At 69.3% G+C, this 14,478-nt stretch carries 13 protein-coding genes; 6 read left to right on the top strand and 7 right to left on the bottom strand.

Going from position 1 to position 14,478, the window contains the following annotated elements:
- Positions 1 to 95 precede the first annotated feature (95 nt).
- From AC07YZ_RS08670 to AC07YZ_RS08685, 4 genes are all read left to right on the top strand, one after another.
- On the top strand, positions 96 to 1,502 hold the full coding sequence (locus tag AC07YZ_RS08670) for an aminotransferase-like domain-containing protein (RefSeq protein WP_226493568.1): 1,407 nt from the start codon (positions 96 to 98) through the stop codon (positions 1,500 to 1,502).
- A 124-nt stretch (positions 1,503 to 1,626) separates the two neighbouring features.
- A complete protein-coding gene (alaS, locus tag AC07YZ_RS08675; protein WP_494794451.1) occupies positions 1,627 to 4,248 on the top strand; it encodes an alanine--tRNA ligase in 2,622 nt (873 codons plus the stop codon).
- On the top strand, positions 4,245 to 4,808 hold the full coding sequence (locus AC07YZ_RS08680) for a TlpA family protein disulfide reductase (protein WP_494794452.1): 564 nt from the start codon (positions 4,245 to 4,247) through the stop codon (positions 4,806 to 4,808). The genes alaS and AC07YZ_RS08680 overlap by 4 nt, the downstream gene beginning before the upstream one ends.
- A 111-nt stretch (positions 4,809 to 4,919) precedes the next feature.
- Positions 4,920 to 6,035 carry a transglutaminase-like domain-containing protein gene (locus AC07YZ_RS08685; protein ID WP_494794453.1) on the top strand — a complete coding sequence of 372 codons (1,116 nt, stop codon included), beginning with the start codon at positions 4,920 to 4,922 and terminating at the stop codon, positions 6,033 to 6,035.
- 36 nt (positions 6,036 to 6,071) lie between these two features.
- On the opposite strand, the gene AC07YZ_RS08690 is transcribed toward AC07YZ_RS08685, so the two are convergent.
- The gene (locus tag AC07YZ_RS08690) at positions 6,072 to 7,025 is read right to left on the bottom strand and encodes a pseudouridine synthase (RefSeq protein ID WP_494794454.1); all 954 of its coding nucleotides are present in this window, start codon (positions 7,023 to 7,025) and stop codon (positions 6,072 to 6,074) included.
- 85 nt (positions 7,026 to 7,110) lie between these two features.
- Between AC07YZ_RS08690 and AC07YZ_RS08695 the strand changes: the two genes are divergently transcribed.
- Positions 7,111 to 7,383 (top strand): hypothetical protein, encoded by a 273-nt coding sequence (locus AC07YZ_RS08695; RefSeq protein WP_494794455.1) that lies wholly within the window; start codon positions 7,111 to 7,113, stop codon positions 7,381 to 7,383.
- Positions 7,384 to 7,660: 277 nt separating this feature from the next.
- Here AC07YZ_RS08695 and trmB read toward each other — a convergent pair whose 3' ends face one another.
- The 6 genes from trmB to AC07YZ_RS08725 all read right to left on the bottom strand — a co-directional run bounded on the left by trmB (position 7,661) and on the right by AC07YZ_RS08725 (position 13,607).
- Complete coding sequence (gene trmB / locus AC07YZ_RS08700) at positions 7,661 to 8,428, bottom strand: tRNA (guanosine(46)-N7)-methyltransferase TrmB (RefSeq protein WP_494794456.1); 768 nt, start codon at positions 8,426 to 8,428, stop codon at positions 7,661 to 7,663.
- 58 nt (positions 8,429 to 8,486) lie between these two features.
- The gene (locus AC07YZ_RS08705; protein WP_494794457.1) at positions 8,487 to 9,794 is read right to left on the bottom strand and encodes a glycosyltransferase family 2 protein; all 1,308 of its coding nucleotides are present in this window, start codon (positions 9,792 to 9,794) and stop codon (positions 8,487 to 8,489) included.
- Complete coding sequence (locus AC07YZ_RS08710; RefSeq protein WP_494794458.1) at positions 9,791 to 10,336, bottom strand: dTDP-4-dehydrorhamnose 3,5-epimerase family protein; 546 nt, start codon at positions 10,334 to 10,336, stop codon at positions 9,791 to 9,793. The genes AC07YZ_RS08705 and AC07YZ_RS08710 overlap by 4 nt, the downstream gene beginning before the upstream one ends.
- A gap of 107 nt (positions 10,337 to 10,443) precedes the next feature.
- On the bottom strand, positions 10,444 to 11,355 hold the full coding sequence (gene gluQRS, locus AC07YZ_RS08715) for a tRNA glutamyl-Q(34) synthetase GluQRS (protein ID WP_494794459.1): 912 nt from the start codon (positions 11,353 to 11,355) through the stop codon (positions 10,444 to 10,446).
- 105 nt (positions 11,356 to 11,460) lie between these two features.
- A complete protein-coding gene (locus AC07YZ_RS08720) occupies positions 11,461 to 12,585 on the bottom strand; it encodes an NAD(P)/FAD-dependent oxidoreductase (RefSeq protein ID WP_226493559.1) in 1,125 nt (374 codons plus the stop codon).
- Between the two features lie 71 nt (positions 12,586 to 12,656).
- Complete coding sequence (locus AC07YZ_RS08725; protein WP_494794460.1) at positions 12,657 to 13,607, bottom strand: LysR family transcriptional regulator; 951 nt, start codon at positions 13,605 to 13,607, stop codon at positions 12,657 to 12,659.
- 148 nt (positions 13,608 to 13,755) lie between these two features.
- Here AC07YZ_RS08725 and AC07YZ_RS08730 point away from each other — a divergent pair, with 148 nt between their 5' ends.
- A complete protein-coding gene (locus tag AC07YZ_RS08730; RefSeq protein WP_494794461.1) occupies positions 13,756 to 14,457 on the top strand; it encodes a pirin family protein in 702 nt (233 codons plus the stop codon).
- The last annotated feature ends 21 nt before the right edge of the window (positions 14,458 to 14,478 follow it).

Here is a 14,478-nt window from a genome sequence, read left to right on the forward strand (position 1 = left end):
CCGCTGGCCGGCGCTAACATATACAGACACCGAGCCCGGGGCGATGCACTGTATAGCCGCATCGACCGGTACACAACAACCCGGAAGCGCCGCGCATGTTCACCCTGAACCCCAAAAACACCACGCCCCTGGTGGTGCAAATCGTCGAGGGGTTTAGCGACCTGATCCAGAGCGGCAACCTGCGCCCGGGCTCCAAGGCCCCCTCCATCCGCCAGTTCGCCCATGCCCACGGCGTGAGCGTGTACACCGTGGTCGACGCCTACGACCGGCTGGTGGCGCTGGGCTATTTCGTCTCGCGCCCGCATTCGGGCTTCTTCGTGCGCAAGCGCGAGGGCGTGCCCCGCGTGGCGCCGGGTGGCGCGACCACCGAGGCCGCCAACTACAACTTCGACTCCATGTGGTACCTGCGCCGGGTGTTCGAAGCCCGTGCGCTGCGCATGAAGCCGGGCTGCGGCTGGCTGCCGGGCGACTGGCTGTTTGAAGAGGGCCTGCGGCGCAGCCTGCGCGCGCTGGCGGCCGAAAACGTGGACCTGGGTGGCTACGGCGAGCCCAAGGGCTTCGCGCCGCTGCGCCAGCTGGTGCGCGACCTGCTGGCCGAGCAGGAGATCGCCGTCAGCGCCGACCAGGTGCTGCTCACCCAGGGCTCCAGCCAGGCCATGGACCTGGTGGCGCGCCGCCTGGTGCGCCCGGGCGACGCGGTGCTGGTGGACGACCCGGGCTACCCCAATCTGCTGTTTTCGCTGCGCTTCCTGGGTGCGCGGCTGATCGGCGTGCCGCGCACGCCCAACGGCTACGACCTGGCCGCGCTCGAAGCGCTGGTGATCGAACACAAGCCCAAGGTGTTCTTCACCCAGCCCCGGCTGCAGAGCCCCACCGGCTCGGTGGCCAACCTGGCGCACCTGCATCGCGTGGTGCAGCTCGCCGAGCAGCACCAGTTCACCGTGGTGGAAAACGACATCTACGCCGACCTCGACCCCGAGCCGCGCCCCTCGCTGGCCAGCCTGGACCAGTTGCAGCGTGTCGTCTACATCAGCAGTTTTTCCAAGACCATCTCGCCCAACATCCGCGTCGGCTTCCTGGCCGCGCCGCCCGATCTGCTGGAAGACTTCGCCCAGCTCAAAATGATCTCGGGCCTGACCTCGTCCGAGTTCAGCGAGCGCCTGGCCTACGGCGCGCTGGTGGACGGGCGCTGGCGCAAGCACCTGCGCGGCCTGCGCGAGCGCCTGGCGCAGGCGCACCAGCGCGTGGCCCAGCAGCTGGAGAACCTGGGCTTCGAGCTGTTCTGCGAGCCCAAGGCCGGCATGTTCCTCTGGGCCCGTCACCCGGACATTCAGAACGCCACCGAGCTGGCCTACAAGGCGGCCGAACAGGACATCCTGCTCGGCCCCGGCCACCTGTTCGCGCCCGACCTGCAGCCCAGCCCCTGGTCCCGCTTCAACGTGGCCTTCACCGAAGAGCCGCAGGTGCTGGCCTTCCTGAAAGCCCAGGCCCGGGCGGGCTGAAAACCCCTGAATCCGGCGGATTCGGGACAACGCGCGCCAGTTTGCGAAAATAGCCGGTTCGGTGCCGCCCGATGCGTTGGCGCACCCACCCGATTCCGACCGATAACCACCCGCCAAGGCCACCATGACCCGTCCCGCTTCCGTCGCCGACATCCGCAAGACCTTCCTGGACTTCTTCGCCTCCAAGGGCCACACCGTGGTGGCGTCCAGCCCGCTCGTTCCCGGCAACGACCCCACGCTCATGTTCACCAACTCGGGCATGGTCCAGTTCAAGGACGTGTTCCTCGGCACCGACAAGCGCCCCTACGTGCGCGCCGCCTCGGTGCAGGCCTGCCTGCGCGCCGGTGGCAAACACAACGACCTGGAAAACGTGGGCTACACCGCGCGCCACCACACCTTCTTCGAGATGCTGGGCAACTGGTCGTTTGGCGACTACTTCAAGCGCGAGAGCCTGAAGTGGGCCTGGGAGCTGCTGACCGAGGTCTACAAGCTGCCCGCCGAGCGCCTGCTCGCTACCGTCTACGCCGAAGACGACGAGGCCTACGACATCTGGACCAAAGAGATCGGCCTGCCACCCGAGCGCGTGATCCGCATCGGCGACAACAAGGGCGGCCGCTACAAGAGCGACAACTTCTGGATGATGGCCGATACGGGACCTTGCGGCCCCTGCTCGGAAATCTTTTACGACCACGGCGACCACATCCCCGGTGGCCCTCCGGGCAGCCCCGATGAAGACGGCGACCGCTTCATCGAGATCTGGAACAACGTGTTCATGCAGTTCAACATGGACGAAACCGGCGCCGTCACGCCGCTGCCCGCGCCCTGCGTGGACACCGGCATGGGCCTGGAGCGCCTGGCCGCCATCCTGCAGCACGTGCACAGCAACTACGAGATCGACATCTTCGACGCGCTGATCAAGGCCGCCGGCCGCGAGACCGGCACCGCCGACCTCACGAACCCCTCGCTCAAGGTGATCGCCGACCACATCCGCGCCACGGCCTTCCTGATCAGCGACGGCGTGATCCCCAGCAATGAAGGCCGCGGTTACGTGCAGCGCCGCATCGTGCGCCGCGCCATCCGCCACGGCTACAAGCTGGGCCAGAAGACCCCGTTCTTCCACAAGCTGGTGCCCGATCTGGTGAAGATGATGGGCGAGGCCTACCCCAACATGGCCTCGCAAGCACAGCGCATCACCGAGGTGCTCAAGGCCGAGGAAGAGCGCTTCTACGAGACGCTGGCCAACGGCATGGAGATCCTGGATGCGGCCCTGGCCGACGGCGCCCAGGTGCTGCCAGGCGACGTGGCCTTCAAGCTGCACGACACCTACGGCTTCCCGCTCGACCTCTCGGCCGACGTCTGCCGCGAGCGTGGTCTGACGGTGGACGAGGCCGGTTTCCACGCCGCCATGGAAGCGCAGAAGGCCAAGGGCCGCGCGGCCGGCAAGTTCAAGATGGACAAGGCGCTGGATTACACCGGCGCCGGCAACAGCTTCGTCGGCTACGAGCAGCTCGAAGCCCCGGCCAAGGTGGTGGCGCTGTACCTGGACGGCACGCCCGTGGCCGAGCTCAAGGCGGGTCAACAAGGCGTCGTGGTGCTGGACACCACCCCCTTCTACGCCGAGAGCGGTGGCCAGGTGGGTGACGAAGGTCTCATCACCAGCGGTTCGGCCAAGTTCGCCGTGGGCGACACGCAGAAGATCAAGGCCGACGTGTTCGGCCACCACGGCGCGATGGAGCAGGGCACGCTCGCCGTGGGCGACACCGTGACCGCCTGCGTGAATACCGCCTTGCGCGCCGCCACGGTGCGCAACCACAGCGCCACGCACCTGATGCACAAGGCGCTGCGCGAAGTGCTGGGCACGCATGTACAGCAGAAGGGCTCGCTGGTGAACGCCGAGCGCACCCGCTTCGACTTCGCGCACAACGCGCCGGTGACGGACGCGCAGATCCGCCAGATCGAGGCCATCGTCAACGCCGAGGTGCTGGCCAACGCGGCGGCCAAGGCGGAGCTGATGGACATCGAGGCAGCCCAGAAGACCGGCGCGATGATGCTGTTCGGCGAGAAGTACGGGGAGATCGTGCGCGTGCTGAGCATCGGCTCGACGCAGGAGCTGTGCGGCGGTACCCATGTGCAGCGCACCGGTGACATCGGCCTGTTCAAGGTGGTGGGCGAGAGCGGCGTGGCCGCGGGCGTGCGCCGCATCGAGGCGGTGACCGGCGCCAACGCGCTGGCCTACCTGCAGTCGCTGGAAGACACCGTGGCCCAGGCGGCCGGCGCGCTGAAGGCGCCCGCCGCCGAGCTGACCGGCCGCATCGGCCAGACGCTGGAGCAGGTCAAGGCGCTGGAAAAAGAAGTCGCCGCCCTCAAGGGCAAGCTGGCCTCCAGCCAGGGTGATGAACTCATGGCGCAGGCCGTGGACGTGAAGGGCCTCAAGGTGTTGGCCGCCGTGCTCAACGGCGCCGACGCCAAGACCCTGCGCGACACCATGGACAAGCTGAAAGACAAGCTCAAGACCGCCGCCATCGTGCTGGCCGCCGTGGACGGCGGCAAGGTGCAGCTGGCCGCCGGTGTCACGGCCGACAGCGTGGGCAAGGTGAAAGCTGGCGAGTTGGTGAACTTTGTCGCCCAGCAGGTGGGCGGTAAGGGCGGCGGCAAGCCCGACATGGCCATGGCCGGCGGCACGGACGCCAGCGGTCTGCCCAAGGCCCTGGCTTCGGTGCAGGGCTGGGTGGCAGAGCGTCTGTGAAACACGGCCTGACACGGCGCGGCCTGCTCGGCGCTTCGCTGGGCCTGTGGGCCGGCGCGCTGCCGACCACCGCGCTGCACGCGGCCGACACCGCCACTGGCCAGCGCCCGGGCTACCAGCTCAGCGACTGGCCCGCGCAGCGGCCCACGCCGGCGCTGGATGCGCAGAACCTGCAGGGCGAGCGCGTGCGCCTGGCGGACTTCCAGGGCCGCGTGGTGTTGCTCAATTTCTGGGCCACCTGGTGCCCGCCCTGCCGCGCGGAAATGCCCACCCTGCAGGCCGTGCCCGAGTGGCTGGGCGAAGACAAGGTGGTGGTGCTGGCGCTCAACCACCGGGAGGCCGGCCGCACCGCGCGCCGCTTCCTCGCGGCCAGCGGCCTGACGCTGCCCGTGCTGCTGGACCCGCAGGGCGACATCACCCAGGCCTGGGGCGTGCGCGCCTTTCCCACCACGGTGTTGATCGACGCCCAGGGCCGGGCGCGCCAGGTGGTGCAGGGCGAGGTGGACTGGAGCAGCCCGACCGCCCTGGGGTGGGTGGAGCGCCTGCTCGCACAACGCTGATCGGTACGGGATAATCCGTCCTCCCCCGGTCGGCCGCCGACCGGCCTTCCTGGCTCTGCGTGGCACCCTGTGTGTGCGACTCGGCCTTTTGATCATTCCGGAGCTCCTTTCATGACCCCCGATCGCCGCCATTTCCTGCGCTGCGCCGCCTCGTCCATGGCCGCCAGCGTGCCCTTGTTCCACAGCGCTGGCGCGTTCGCGCAGGCCGCCGCCCAGCCGGCGTTCAACCCCCAGCCGAGCGGCTGGCGCACCTTCGATGTGACGACCCGCGTGGACATCCTCGATGCCGAGGGGCAGACCCAGGCCTGGCTGCCGGTGCCCTCCATCGAGAGCGACTGGCAGCGCGGCCTGACGCACGACTTCAGCACCAACGGCCAGGGCCGGCTGGTGGAAGACGGCCGCTACGGTGCCCGCATGCTGCACGTGGAGTTCTCGGCCGGCGAAAAAGCGCCCTTCGTCGAGATCACCAGCCGCGTGCAGACCCGCAACCGCGGGATCGACTGGGTGCAGAAAGGCGTGACCGAAGACCCGGCCACGCTGCGCTTCTGGACCCAGCCGACCAAGCTGCTGCCCACCGATGGCATCGTGCGCGAAACGGCGCAAAAGGCCATCCGCGGCACCCGCACCGACGTTCAAAAGGCCCAGGCCATCTACGACTGGGTGGTCACCAACACCTACCGCGAGCCCACCACCCGCGGCTGCGGTCCGGGAGACATCAAGGCTCTGCTGGAAACCGGCAACCTGGGCGGCAAATGCGCCGACCTCAACGCCCTGTTCGTGGGGCTGTGTCGCGCCGCGGGCGTGCCGGCGCGCGACGTGTACGGCGTGCGCCTGGCCCCGTCGGCCTTTGGCTACAAGCAGCTGGGCGCCGGCTCGGCCAGCCTCAAGGGTGCGCAGCACTGCCGCGCCGAGGTGTTCCTGACCGGCCTGGGCTGGGTGGCCATGGACCCGGCCGACGTGACCAAGGTGATGCGCCACGAGGCACCCGAGTGGATCAAGACCGCGCAACACCCGCTGGTGTCGCCGGTGAACAAGGCCCTGTTCGGCAGCTGGGAAGGCAACTGGATGGGCTGGAACATGGCGCACGACCTCACGCTGCCGGGCGCCCAGGGGCCGGAGCTGGGCTTCTTCATGTACCCGGCGGCGGAAACCGGTGGCGAGCGGCTCGACTCCTACGCGCCCGACGATTTCAAGTACCAGATCTCGGCGCGCGAAATCCAGGCCTGATCGCTCCCGGCAACCACCCGCGGGTGTTGGAGTGGCCTATTCGGGCCAGTCCAGCGCCCGCCGGCTTTGGAAGTGGCGGTGTTCGCCGGTCACCGGATCGTCGAAGGCCAGGGTCTGCGCCAGCAGGCGCAGCGGTGCGGCGAAATCTTCGGCTTCATTCGGCCCGCGCAGCACGCTCGGGTAGAACTGGTCCCCCGCGATGGGCCGACCCAGCGCGTTCATGTGCACCCGCAGCTGGTGGCGCTTGCCCGTCACCGGCTCCAGCGCATAGCGCGCCCAGTCGCCACGGCGCTCGCGCAGCGTGATGCGCGTTTCGCTGTTGGCCTCGCCCTCGGCCTCGCACATCCGGAAAAACGCGCCGTCTTCTTCCACGATGCGGCTGCGGCGCACCAGCGGGAAGGCCAGGTCGTCGCGGCAGGGCGCGATGGCTTCGTAGACCTTGTGCACCGCGCGCTCGCGAAACAGCGCCTGGTAGGCCGCACGCTCCTGTGGCCGCACCGCGAAGGCCACCAGCCCGGCGGTTTCGCGGTCGATGCGGTGGATCGGGCTCAGGTCTTCCAGCCCCAGCCGGCGCTTGAGCCGCACCAGCAGGCTCTGCTGCACATAGCGCCCACCCGGCGTCACGGGCAGAAAGTGCGGCTTGTCCGCCACCACCAGATGGGCGTCCTGGAACACCAGGCCTTCTTCGAACGGCACAGCCGGCTCGCCGGGCAGGGCGCGGTAGTAATACAGGCGGGTGCCGCCCCGGTAGGGCGCTTCGGGCGCCAGGGGCCGGCCGCTGTCGTCCAGCACCTCGCCGTTGGCCAGTCGCTCGGCCCAGGCGCCGCGGTCCACCGCGGGCAGGCGCTCGGCCAGAAAGTCGATCACGCCGGGCCAGCGCGCATCACCGGCCTTGAGCGCCGGCAGCGCCACGCAACTGGGCGAGACGCCATCGCGCACGGGGATCAAGGGGTTCTTCGACGGACGGGCCACGGGGTTGAAAGGGGACAAGCAAATGCGGTTATTCTCTGCGCCTTCGGGGGCCGCCGGCGCCGCTCTGGCGCAACGGCCCCGTTCACAGGAATCCACTTTGACCATGCACAACGCTGCCCCACCGCATCCGGATCACGCCGCACGCCAATGCGCGCCGCGCGCGCGCCTGCTGCGCCTGACGGCCGCGGTGGGCCTGTCGTCCCTGCTGCTGGGGGGCTGTGCCGTGGTCGCCGTGGTTGACGTGGCCGCGTCGGCGGTGGTGGGTGTGGCCGGCCTGGCGGTGGACGCGGCGGTGGGCACGGCCCGCATCGGCGGCAAGATCATCGGCGCTGGCGCCGATGCGGCGCTGGACCCGGACGAACCCGAGGACGAGTGAGGCCGGGCACGCTGGCGGCTCGCGCCGGGTGGCGTGCCGTTTCTTCTCAGTTCACCACGCCGGAGCGTGGCTCGCGACGCATGAAACGGTGTAGCCCAGGGCACCGCCGGGCCGCCCTTCGACAAGCTCAGGACGGACGGCCAGTGCGCCTTGCAGGCCGCAGCCTCGCCAGAGGCGAGGCTTCTTCGGGCCGTCCAAGCCTGCGCAGGCAGGCTCGGAGCCGCGGCCCTCAGCCCCCTTGAGGGGGTCGCGCGAAGCGCGGCAGGGGTGGTTCATCCTACATGCGTTGGAACACCAGATCCCACACGCCGTGGCCGAGCTTGAGGCCGCGGTTCTCGAACTTGGTGAGGGGCCGGTAGTCCGGCTTGGGCACATAGCCGTCGCTGCCCGGCGCCGCCGTGTTCTTCAGCAGCGGCTCGGCGCTCAGCACCTCCAGCATCTGCTGGGCATAGGGTTCCCAGTCGGTCGCCAGGTGCAGGTAACCGTCCGGTTTGAGGTGCCGCGCCAGGCGGTTCACGAAAGGGGTCTGGATCAGGCGGCGCTTGTGGTGCCGGGTCTTGTGCCAGGGGTCGGGGAAGAAGATGTGCACGCCGTCCAGACTGGCCTCGGGCAGCATGTGGTCGAGCACCTCGACCGCGTCGTGGCGGAAGATGCGGATGTTCTCCAGCCCTTGTTCGCCCACGAGCTTGAGCAGCGCGCCCACACCGGGTTCGTGCACCTCGCAGCAGAGGAAGTTGTCGCCCGGGCGCACGCTGGCGATGTGGGCCGTGGCGCCGCCCATGCCGAAGCCGATCTCCATGATCAGCGGCGCCTGGCGGCCAAACGCCGCGTTCACGTCCAGTGTCTGGCTGGCGTCGTAGTGGAGCAGGAAGCGTGGGCCGAACTGCTCGTAGGCGCGGGCCTGGCCCGGGCCGGTGCGTCCGGCGCGCAGCACATAGCTCTTGATGACGCGCATGTAGGGCACGCCCTCGGGCTTGGGGTGCTCGGGCTGGGCGGGCGCGTTGTTGCCGGGTTCGGCGGGAGAGGTCGGGGGGGAGGATGTCATGGCACGGCGGAAACAGGGTGCCAGATTGTAGGTGGCGGGGTGGCGTGGATCGCCACCGTCAGGCGGGTTCGACCTCGATCCAGCCGATGGCCAGGCCGAGCCAGCGCCGGTCGTTGTTGATGTCCAGGTCGATCGGGCGGTGGGTGGTGGGCACCGAGAGGGTGAGCAGCAGGGGAGCCCGTTCCCCGTCGGGCAGTTGGTCCGGGGCGATGTGCGCGGTCCAGAGAAAACCACCCGCTTCGGCGGGCCGGTGGTCGGCCTCCACCGTGCGGCCGTTCACGCTCAGGCGCGACGCGGCCAGCAGGCCGGCCTGGATCTCGTGGATCACCTGGAGCGTGAGCTTCAATGGCCGGTCGACGCGCACGGGCAGCACCCGTGCCGAGTGGCACGCGGGGCCGCTCCAGCGAAAGGCCGAGCCGTTGCCGTCCTGTTCGAGCGAATGCCACTCGTAGCCGGCGTTCTCGTTGACGCACGGAAACCGGACCGGTCGATCGACCGGCCGGCAGTGGCTGGCGTCGCCCCAGTGGTGCGAGCCCTTGAAGGTCTGGTTCAGGACCGCGCCCGCGCTGGCCTTGTCGCTGGTGTTCATGGGGGTCTCGACCCGCAGCAGCCGGTCTTCGCTGGCCGCGCGCAGGGCGGTGGTCAGTTCCCGCCGCAGATGGGCCTGGTGGTCCTCGCGCAGTGCCGCGAGGCAGGCGCTTTGTTCACCGACGTCGCGGCGCCGGTAGGCGTTCCTGCGCCAGGCCGCGTTGAACTTGAACACGGAGAGCTGGCCCGTCATGGCGAAGGTGGCACCGGCTTCGTGGCAGCGCACAATGAACTCATAGTCCACCGCGACGCGCGCCTCGTCGGGCCCCACCCAGCCGCCGACATCCCGCGCGATCTGCCGCGTGTGCAGCAGGGACGAGGGCGGGAAAAAATGCCGGGGTGTGAAGCGATCGTTCGGAAAGAAACCGGTCACGGCGCGCAGACCCGAGCTCGGGGGGCCGTAGAGCAGGCAGACGGCCGCCACCACGTCGGCCCCGGTGCGCTCGAAGGTGTCGCGGGCCGCCCGCAGATGGCCCGGCGCCCAGAGGTCGTCGTGGCCGAGGTAGGCGATGTAGCGGCCCCGGGCCATGGCCAGGCCGGTGTTGTTGGGGCCCCATTGGCTGCCGCAGTTGTGTTCGAGGTTGACCCAGACCAGGCGGCTGTCGCCCAAGGACCGCGCCACCGCTTCGCTATCGTCGCTGCAGTGGTCGCCGATCACCAGCAGCTCGAAGTCGCGCTCGGTCTGCTCCAGCACCGAAGCCAGCGCCAGGCGCAGCGCCGCGCTCCAGTTGTAGGTGGCGACGATGACGCTGAAGGTGGGCGCTGGTGCCAGGTTCACCAGCCGTGTCCTTTGTCGAAGCTGTAGGGCACGCTCTCCGGCGCCACACGGTATTTGTCGGGGTTCTCGTGGTTGTAGGGTTCGGTCGGCATGTTGACGAAAACCGCATCGACCAGGCCGATGTTCTGCACGGCGTGCACCACGTACGGCGGGATCAGCAGCAGGCCGCGGTTGCGTTCAGTCAGGTAGATCTCGTTGATCAGGCCGTGGGTGGGCGAGTCGGGGCGCGTGTCCCACAGCACGTATTTGACGAACCCGGAGAGGGAAAACATGCGGTCGGACTGGATCTTGTGATAGACCCAGCCCTTGACCTTGCCGGGGCGGATCATGGACGCGTACACATGGTGCAAGGGGGCCGGGTGGAAGCCCCAGGCCCGGCTCATCATCTCCACGATCTCTCCCCGTTCGTCCTCGTGGGTGATGGCGGGGCGCACCACCACGTCGGCGATCAGGCGCTGCTTGCGCTCGCCCGAGGCCGTGACGGTGGAGACGTCTTTGGTGGCCAGGATCGGGTCCGTGGCTGCGGTGGGGGTCTTGCTCATTCAGGGGCTCCGGTCGCACACGGGGTGTGACGGCCCAGCTGGCCGTGCACTGCGGGCCAGTCTAGCCCATCGTTACAAGGCGTTGCGCTCCGCTGAGCCCCTTGTCTTCACACGCCTGCGGAGCCAGCGCCGAACGCCCACGCCCCGACCCAGGACGCCAGCACCTGGTCCACGCTGCCGCCCGACCCGGGCAGGCCCAGGTGGGCGGCCGCCCGGGTCAGCGCCGCCACCGGATCGCCCAGATCCAGGGCCTGGGCACTGTTTTGTTTGCTGAGCTTTTCACCGTTGGCCCCCAGCACCAGGGGCGTGTGCAGATAACCCGGCGTGGGCAGACCCAGCGCGCGCTGCAGCAGGATCTGGCGCGCGGTGTTGTCGCAAAGGTCCTCACCGCGCACCACCTGGGTGATGCCTTGCGCGGCGTCGTCCACCACCACGGCGAGCTGGTAGGCCCAGAGGCCATCGGCGCGTTTCAGGACGAAGTCGCCCACCTCGGTGGCCACGTTCTGCGTCTGGGGGCCCAGGCGGCGGTCGGTCCAGGCCACGTCGCTGGCGCTGGCGTCCAGCCAGAAGCGCCAGGCGCGCGCTGTCTTGCCCTGCAGGCCGCCGTGTTCGGGGCGGCAGGTGCCGGGGTAGACCGCGGCGTGGTGGCGCTCGCGGACCCGTCCCCGGGCCCGCAGGGCGGCTTCGATGTCTTTGCGCGAACAGCCGCAGGGGTAGGCCCGGCCGCTGGCGATGAGCGCGTCCAGCGCCTGCTGGTAGGGCGCACCGCGCTGCGACTGCCAGATCACGGGTTCGTCGCTCACCAGACCGCAGGCGGCGAGCTGTTGCAGGATGAACCGGTCGGCGCCGGGCACGCAGCGCGGGGTGTCCACGTCCTCGATGCGCACGATCCACACGCCGCCATGGGCGCGGGCATCGAGCCAGCTGGCCAGCGCCGCGACGAGCGAGCCCGCATGCAGCGGGCCGGTGGGGGAGGGCGCGAAGCGCCCGCGGTAGGACGAAGCAACCGACAAAGCCATGTACTCGGAGCGCGTGTCTGTGCCAGCACACACCGCGGGACTGGCTTCGCCGGACCGCTGGTTTGGTCCCCCCGGGGGGGAAGCCGCGCAGCGGCGCAGGGGGGGTCAAATCATTGCGAGCGCGAGTTCCAGTCCGGAGACGAAGGCGTCTTCCACCCGGTGGCCCAGGCACCAGTCGCCGCACAGGCCGATGCCCAGCGCCTTGTCGTAGGCGTAGGGCTTGCCCAGCGGCACCTGGGTTTGCGCGAAGCGCCAGCGGTGCGCCTCGGCGTGGGTCGGGGTGGCGCGGATGCCGGTGATCTCGGCAAAGCCCTTGAGCAGCTTGGCCTTGACGCGCTCTTCGTCGTCTTCCAGGTGCTTGGACGACCAGGTGGGGCTGGCCTGGATGGTCCAGCGTTCGATGGGCTCGCGCCGCGGCTTGCTGCTCTCGCGGGCAAGCCAACTGATGCGGTGGTGGGTGCTGCGCGCGGCGTTCCACTGGGGGCCGAGGTGGGGCAGGCCGGGCTGCATGGCGTTGGGGTAGGCCACCATCAACGTCCAGCAGGGCGCCACCTGAACACCGGCCAGGCTCTGGCGCAGGGTGGGGGCGTGGCCCGACACCAGCAGCAGGTCGTGGGCCTGAGGGTGCGGCATGGCCAGCACGATCTGGTCAAAGCCGCCGAGCACGTTCTGACCGCCGTCGCTGTCTTCGGCGCGCAGTTGCCACTGCTCGGGGTTCAGCACATCGCGTTCGATGTGGGTGACGCGGGTCCCGGTGAAGGTGCGGGCGGTGAGGTTGCCATGCAGTTCGGGGTGCACCAGGGGCTGCGCCCAGTGCTCGACCAGGGCGCTCATGCCGGGCGCCGCCACGAAATGGGGCTCGGTGGGCGGCGGGGCGCTGGCCAGCACGTGGCCAAACGCGTCGAGCACGCGCACGGTGTTGGCGCTCCAGGGGCGCACCACATCTTGTGCCGGGAGCAAGGCGGTGGCGAAGCGCTTGTCGCGCACCGTGAAGTACTGCGTGCCGTGGTCAAAACCACCGAACTCGGTGCGCCGGGTGGCCATGCGTCCGCCCAGGTTGCGGCTCTTTTCGAACAGCGTGACGCGGTGCCCGGCTTGCAGCAGAGTGCGCGCGCAGGCCACGCCCGCCATGCCCGCGCCCACCACGGCGATGTGGCGGGGTGCCTTGGGCGCGGGTGCGGCCGCAGCGGTGGAGGAGGCTTTGGAGCGTCTGGTCTTGTTGTTGTTCATGGCTCGTGTGCGGTGGATGGATGGGATGCCTGACTTTATCAGTCCTGCCGCTGCCGGCTGCCCCGTCTGGATCAAGTGAGGTGGTGGTTTTCCAGCAGGGCGGCGCGGGTGGTCGGGTGCTGCAACTGGTCCAGCCACCAGCGCAGGGCCTGGCCGGTGTCGGCGGCCGAGCGCGGGCGGCGCCAGGCGTAGGCAAGGCGGATCGTGTGGTGGGGCCGTTGCGCCATGGTCTTGACCACCAGCAGCCCGGCGGTGATGTAGGGCTGTGCCAGCGGCTGGGGCAGGAAGCCGCAGCCCATGCCACGCAGCTGCGCCTCCAGCTTGTGCCGCATGGTGGGCACGGTGAGCACCTCCTGGCCGGGCAGCAGGTTGTAGGTCTGGCCCGCGCCGCGCACGGTGCTGTCGGCCACGGCCACCGCGCGGTGGTGGCGCAGGTCGTCGTCGCACAGCGGGTGTTCCACGGCGGCCAGCGGGTGGTGCGGCGCCACGGCGTAGACGAAGCGCAACGGGCCCAGCGGCGCGGTCTGGATCTCGGGCAGCGAGATTTCGGCAAACACACCCAGCGCCAGATCGGCCTGGCCGCTTTGCAGGGCTTCCATGGTGCCCGAGAGCGTTTCGGCGCGCAGCTTCAGCCGCGTGGGCGCGCCGGTGGCGTAGAAGGCCTCGCACAGTTCGAACTGCGTGGCGTGGGAAATGATGGCGTCGGCGGCGATGGTGAGCTGCGGTTCCCAGCCGGTGGCCACACGCTTGACCCGCTGGGCCACGGCGTCGAGCTCATCGAGCAGGTACTGGCCGGCGCGCAGCAGTTCGGCCCCGGCGGGGGTGAGCTGGGCACGCCGCGCGCTGCGGTCGAACAACAACACGTCCAGCGCGTCCTCGATCTGGCGCACGCGGTAGGTGAGGGCGCTGGGCACCATGCCGAGTTCGCGCGCGGCCGCGGCCATGCTGCCCAGCCGCGCCACGGCTTCGAGCAGGCCCAGGTTCTCGGGCGAAAGGGCGGAACGCGGGGTCGGGCTGGCCATGGCTTTTTGGGGGTCAATGGTTCAATTGGTTTGAATGATGCCATCAAAACCATGCAAACCGCACGGGGGGTCGGGCGCCCACAATCCATTCATGCCAGCCCACCACCTCGAGGTGGCCGCTGGTTCACCCAGATGAAAGGACGACACCATGATGCAGATTCGACGCTCGCAGGAACGTGGTCAGGCCGATCACGGCTGGCTCAAGAGCCACCACTCGTTTTCGTTCGCGGGCTACTACGACCCGGCCTGGATGGGCTGGGGCAACCTGCGCGTGATCAACGAAGACCGCATCGCCCCGGGCACCGGCTTCGGCACGCACGGCCACCGCGACATGGAAATCATCAGCTACGTGCTCGAAGGCAGCCTGGCCCACAAAGACAGCATGGGCAACGTCAAGGCCATCCCGCCGGGTGAGGTGCAGCGCATGAGCGCTGGCCGCGGCGTGATGCACAGCGAGTTCAACCACGCGCCCAACCGCACCACGCATTTCCTGCAGATCTGGATCGAGCCCAACGTGACGGGCATCGAGCCCGGCTACGAGCAGAAGCGTTTTGCGGATGAGGAAAAGCGTGGCCAACTGCGCCTGGTGGCCTCCGGCGATGGCGCCCAGGGCTCCGTCACCATCCACGCCGACGCGGCCATGTACGCCGGCCTGTTCGATGGCGACGAGGCGGCGGAACTTTCGCTCAAGCCCGCGCGCAAAGCCTATGTGCACCTGGTGCGCGGCGCATTGGATGTGAACGGCCAGCGTCTGCAGGGCGGCGACGCCGCGGTGCTGGCCGGCGACAGCCTTCTCTCGCTGGCCCATGGCGAAGACGCCGAGGTGCTGGTGTTCGATCTCGCGTCCTGACATCCCGTCCCGTTCTTTTTC

The sequence above is a fragment of the Hydrogenophaga sp. GW101-3F08 genome, from assembly GCF_059424585.1.

What these genes read in the sequence shown, in the direction of transcription:
- AC07YZ_RS08670 (WP_226493568.1), top strand. Translation starts at nt 96, where the DNA reads ATGTTCACCCTGAACCCCAAAAACACCACGCCCCTGGTGGTGCAAATC.
- alaS (WP_494794451.1), top strand. Translation starts at nt 1,627, where the DNA reads ATGACCCGTCCCGCTTCCGTCGCCGACATCCGCAAGACCTTCCTGGAC.
- AC07YZ_RS08685 (WP_494794453.1), top strand. Translation starts at nt 4,920, where the DNA reads ATGACCCCCGATCGCCGCCATTTCCTGCGCTGCGCCGCCTCGTCCATG.
- AC07YZ_RS08695 (WP_494794455.1), top strand. Translation starts at nt 7,111, where the DNA reads ATGCACAACGCTGCCCCACCGCATCCGGATCACGCCGCACGCCAATGC.
- trmB (WP_494794456.1), bottom strand. Translation starts at nt 8,428, where the DNA reads ATGACATCCTCCCCCCCGACCTCTCCCGCCGAACCCGGCAACAACGCG.
- AC07YZ_RS08710 (WP_494794458.1), bottom strand. Translation starts at nt 10,336, where the DNA reads ATGAGCAAGACCCCCACCGCAGCCACGGACCCGATCCTGGCCACCAAA.
- gluQRS (WP_494794459.1), bottom strand. Translation starts at nt 11,355, where the DNA reads ATGGCTTTGTCGGTTGCTTCGTCCTACCGCGGGCGCTTCGCGCCCTCC.
- AC07YZ_RS08720 (WP_226493559.1), bottom strand. Translation starts at nt 12,585, where the DNA reads ATGAACAACAACAAGACCAGACGCTCCAAAGCCTCCTCCACCGCTGCG.
- AC07YZ_RS08725 (WP_494794460.1), bottom strand. Translation starts at nt 13,607, where the DNA reads ATGGCCAGCCCGACCCCGCGTTCCGCCCTTTCGCCCGAGAACCTGGGC.
- AC07YZ_RS08730 (WP_494794461.1), top strand. Translation starts at nt 13,756, where the DNA reads ATGATGCAGATTCGACGCTCGCAGGAACGTGGTCAGGCCGATCACGGC.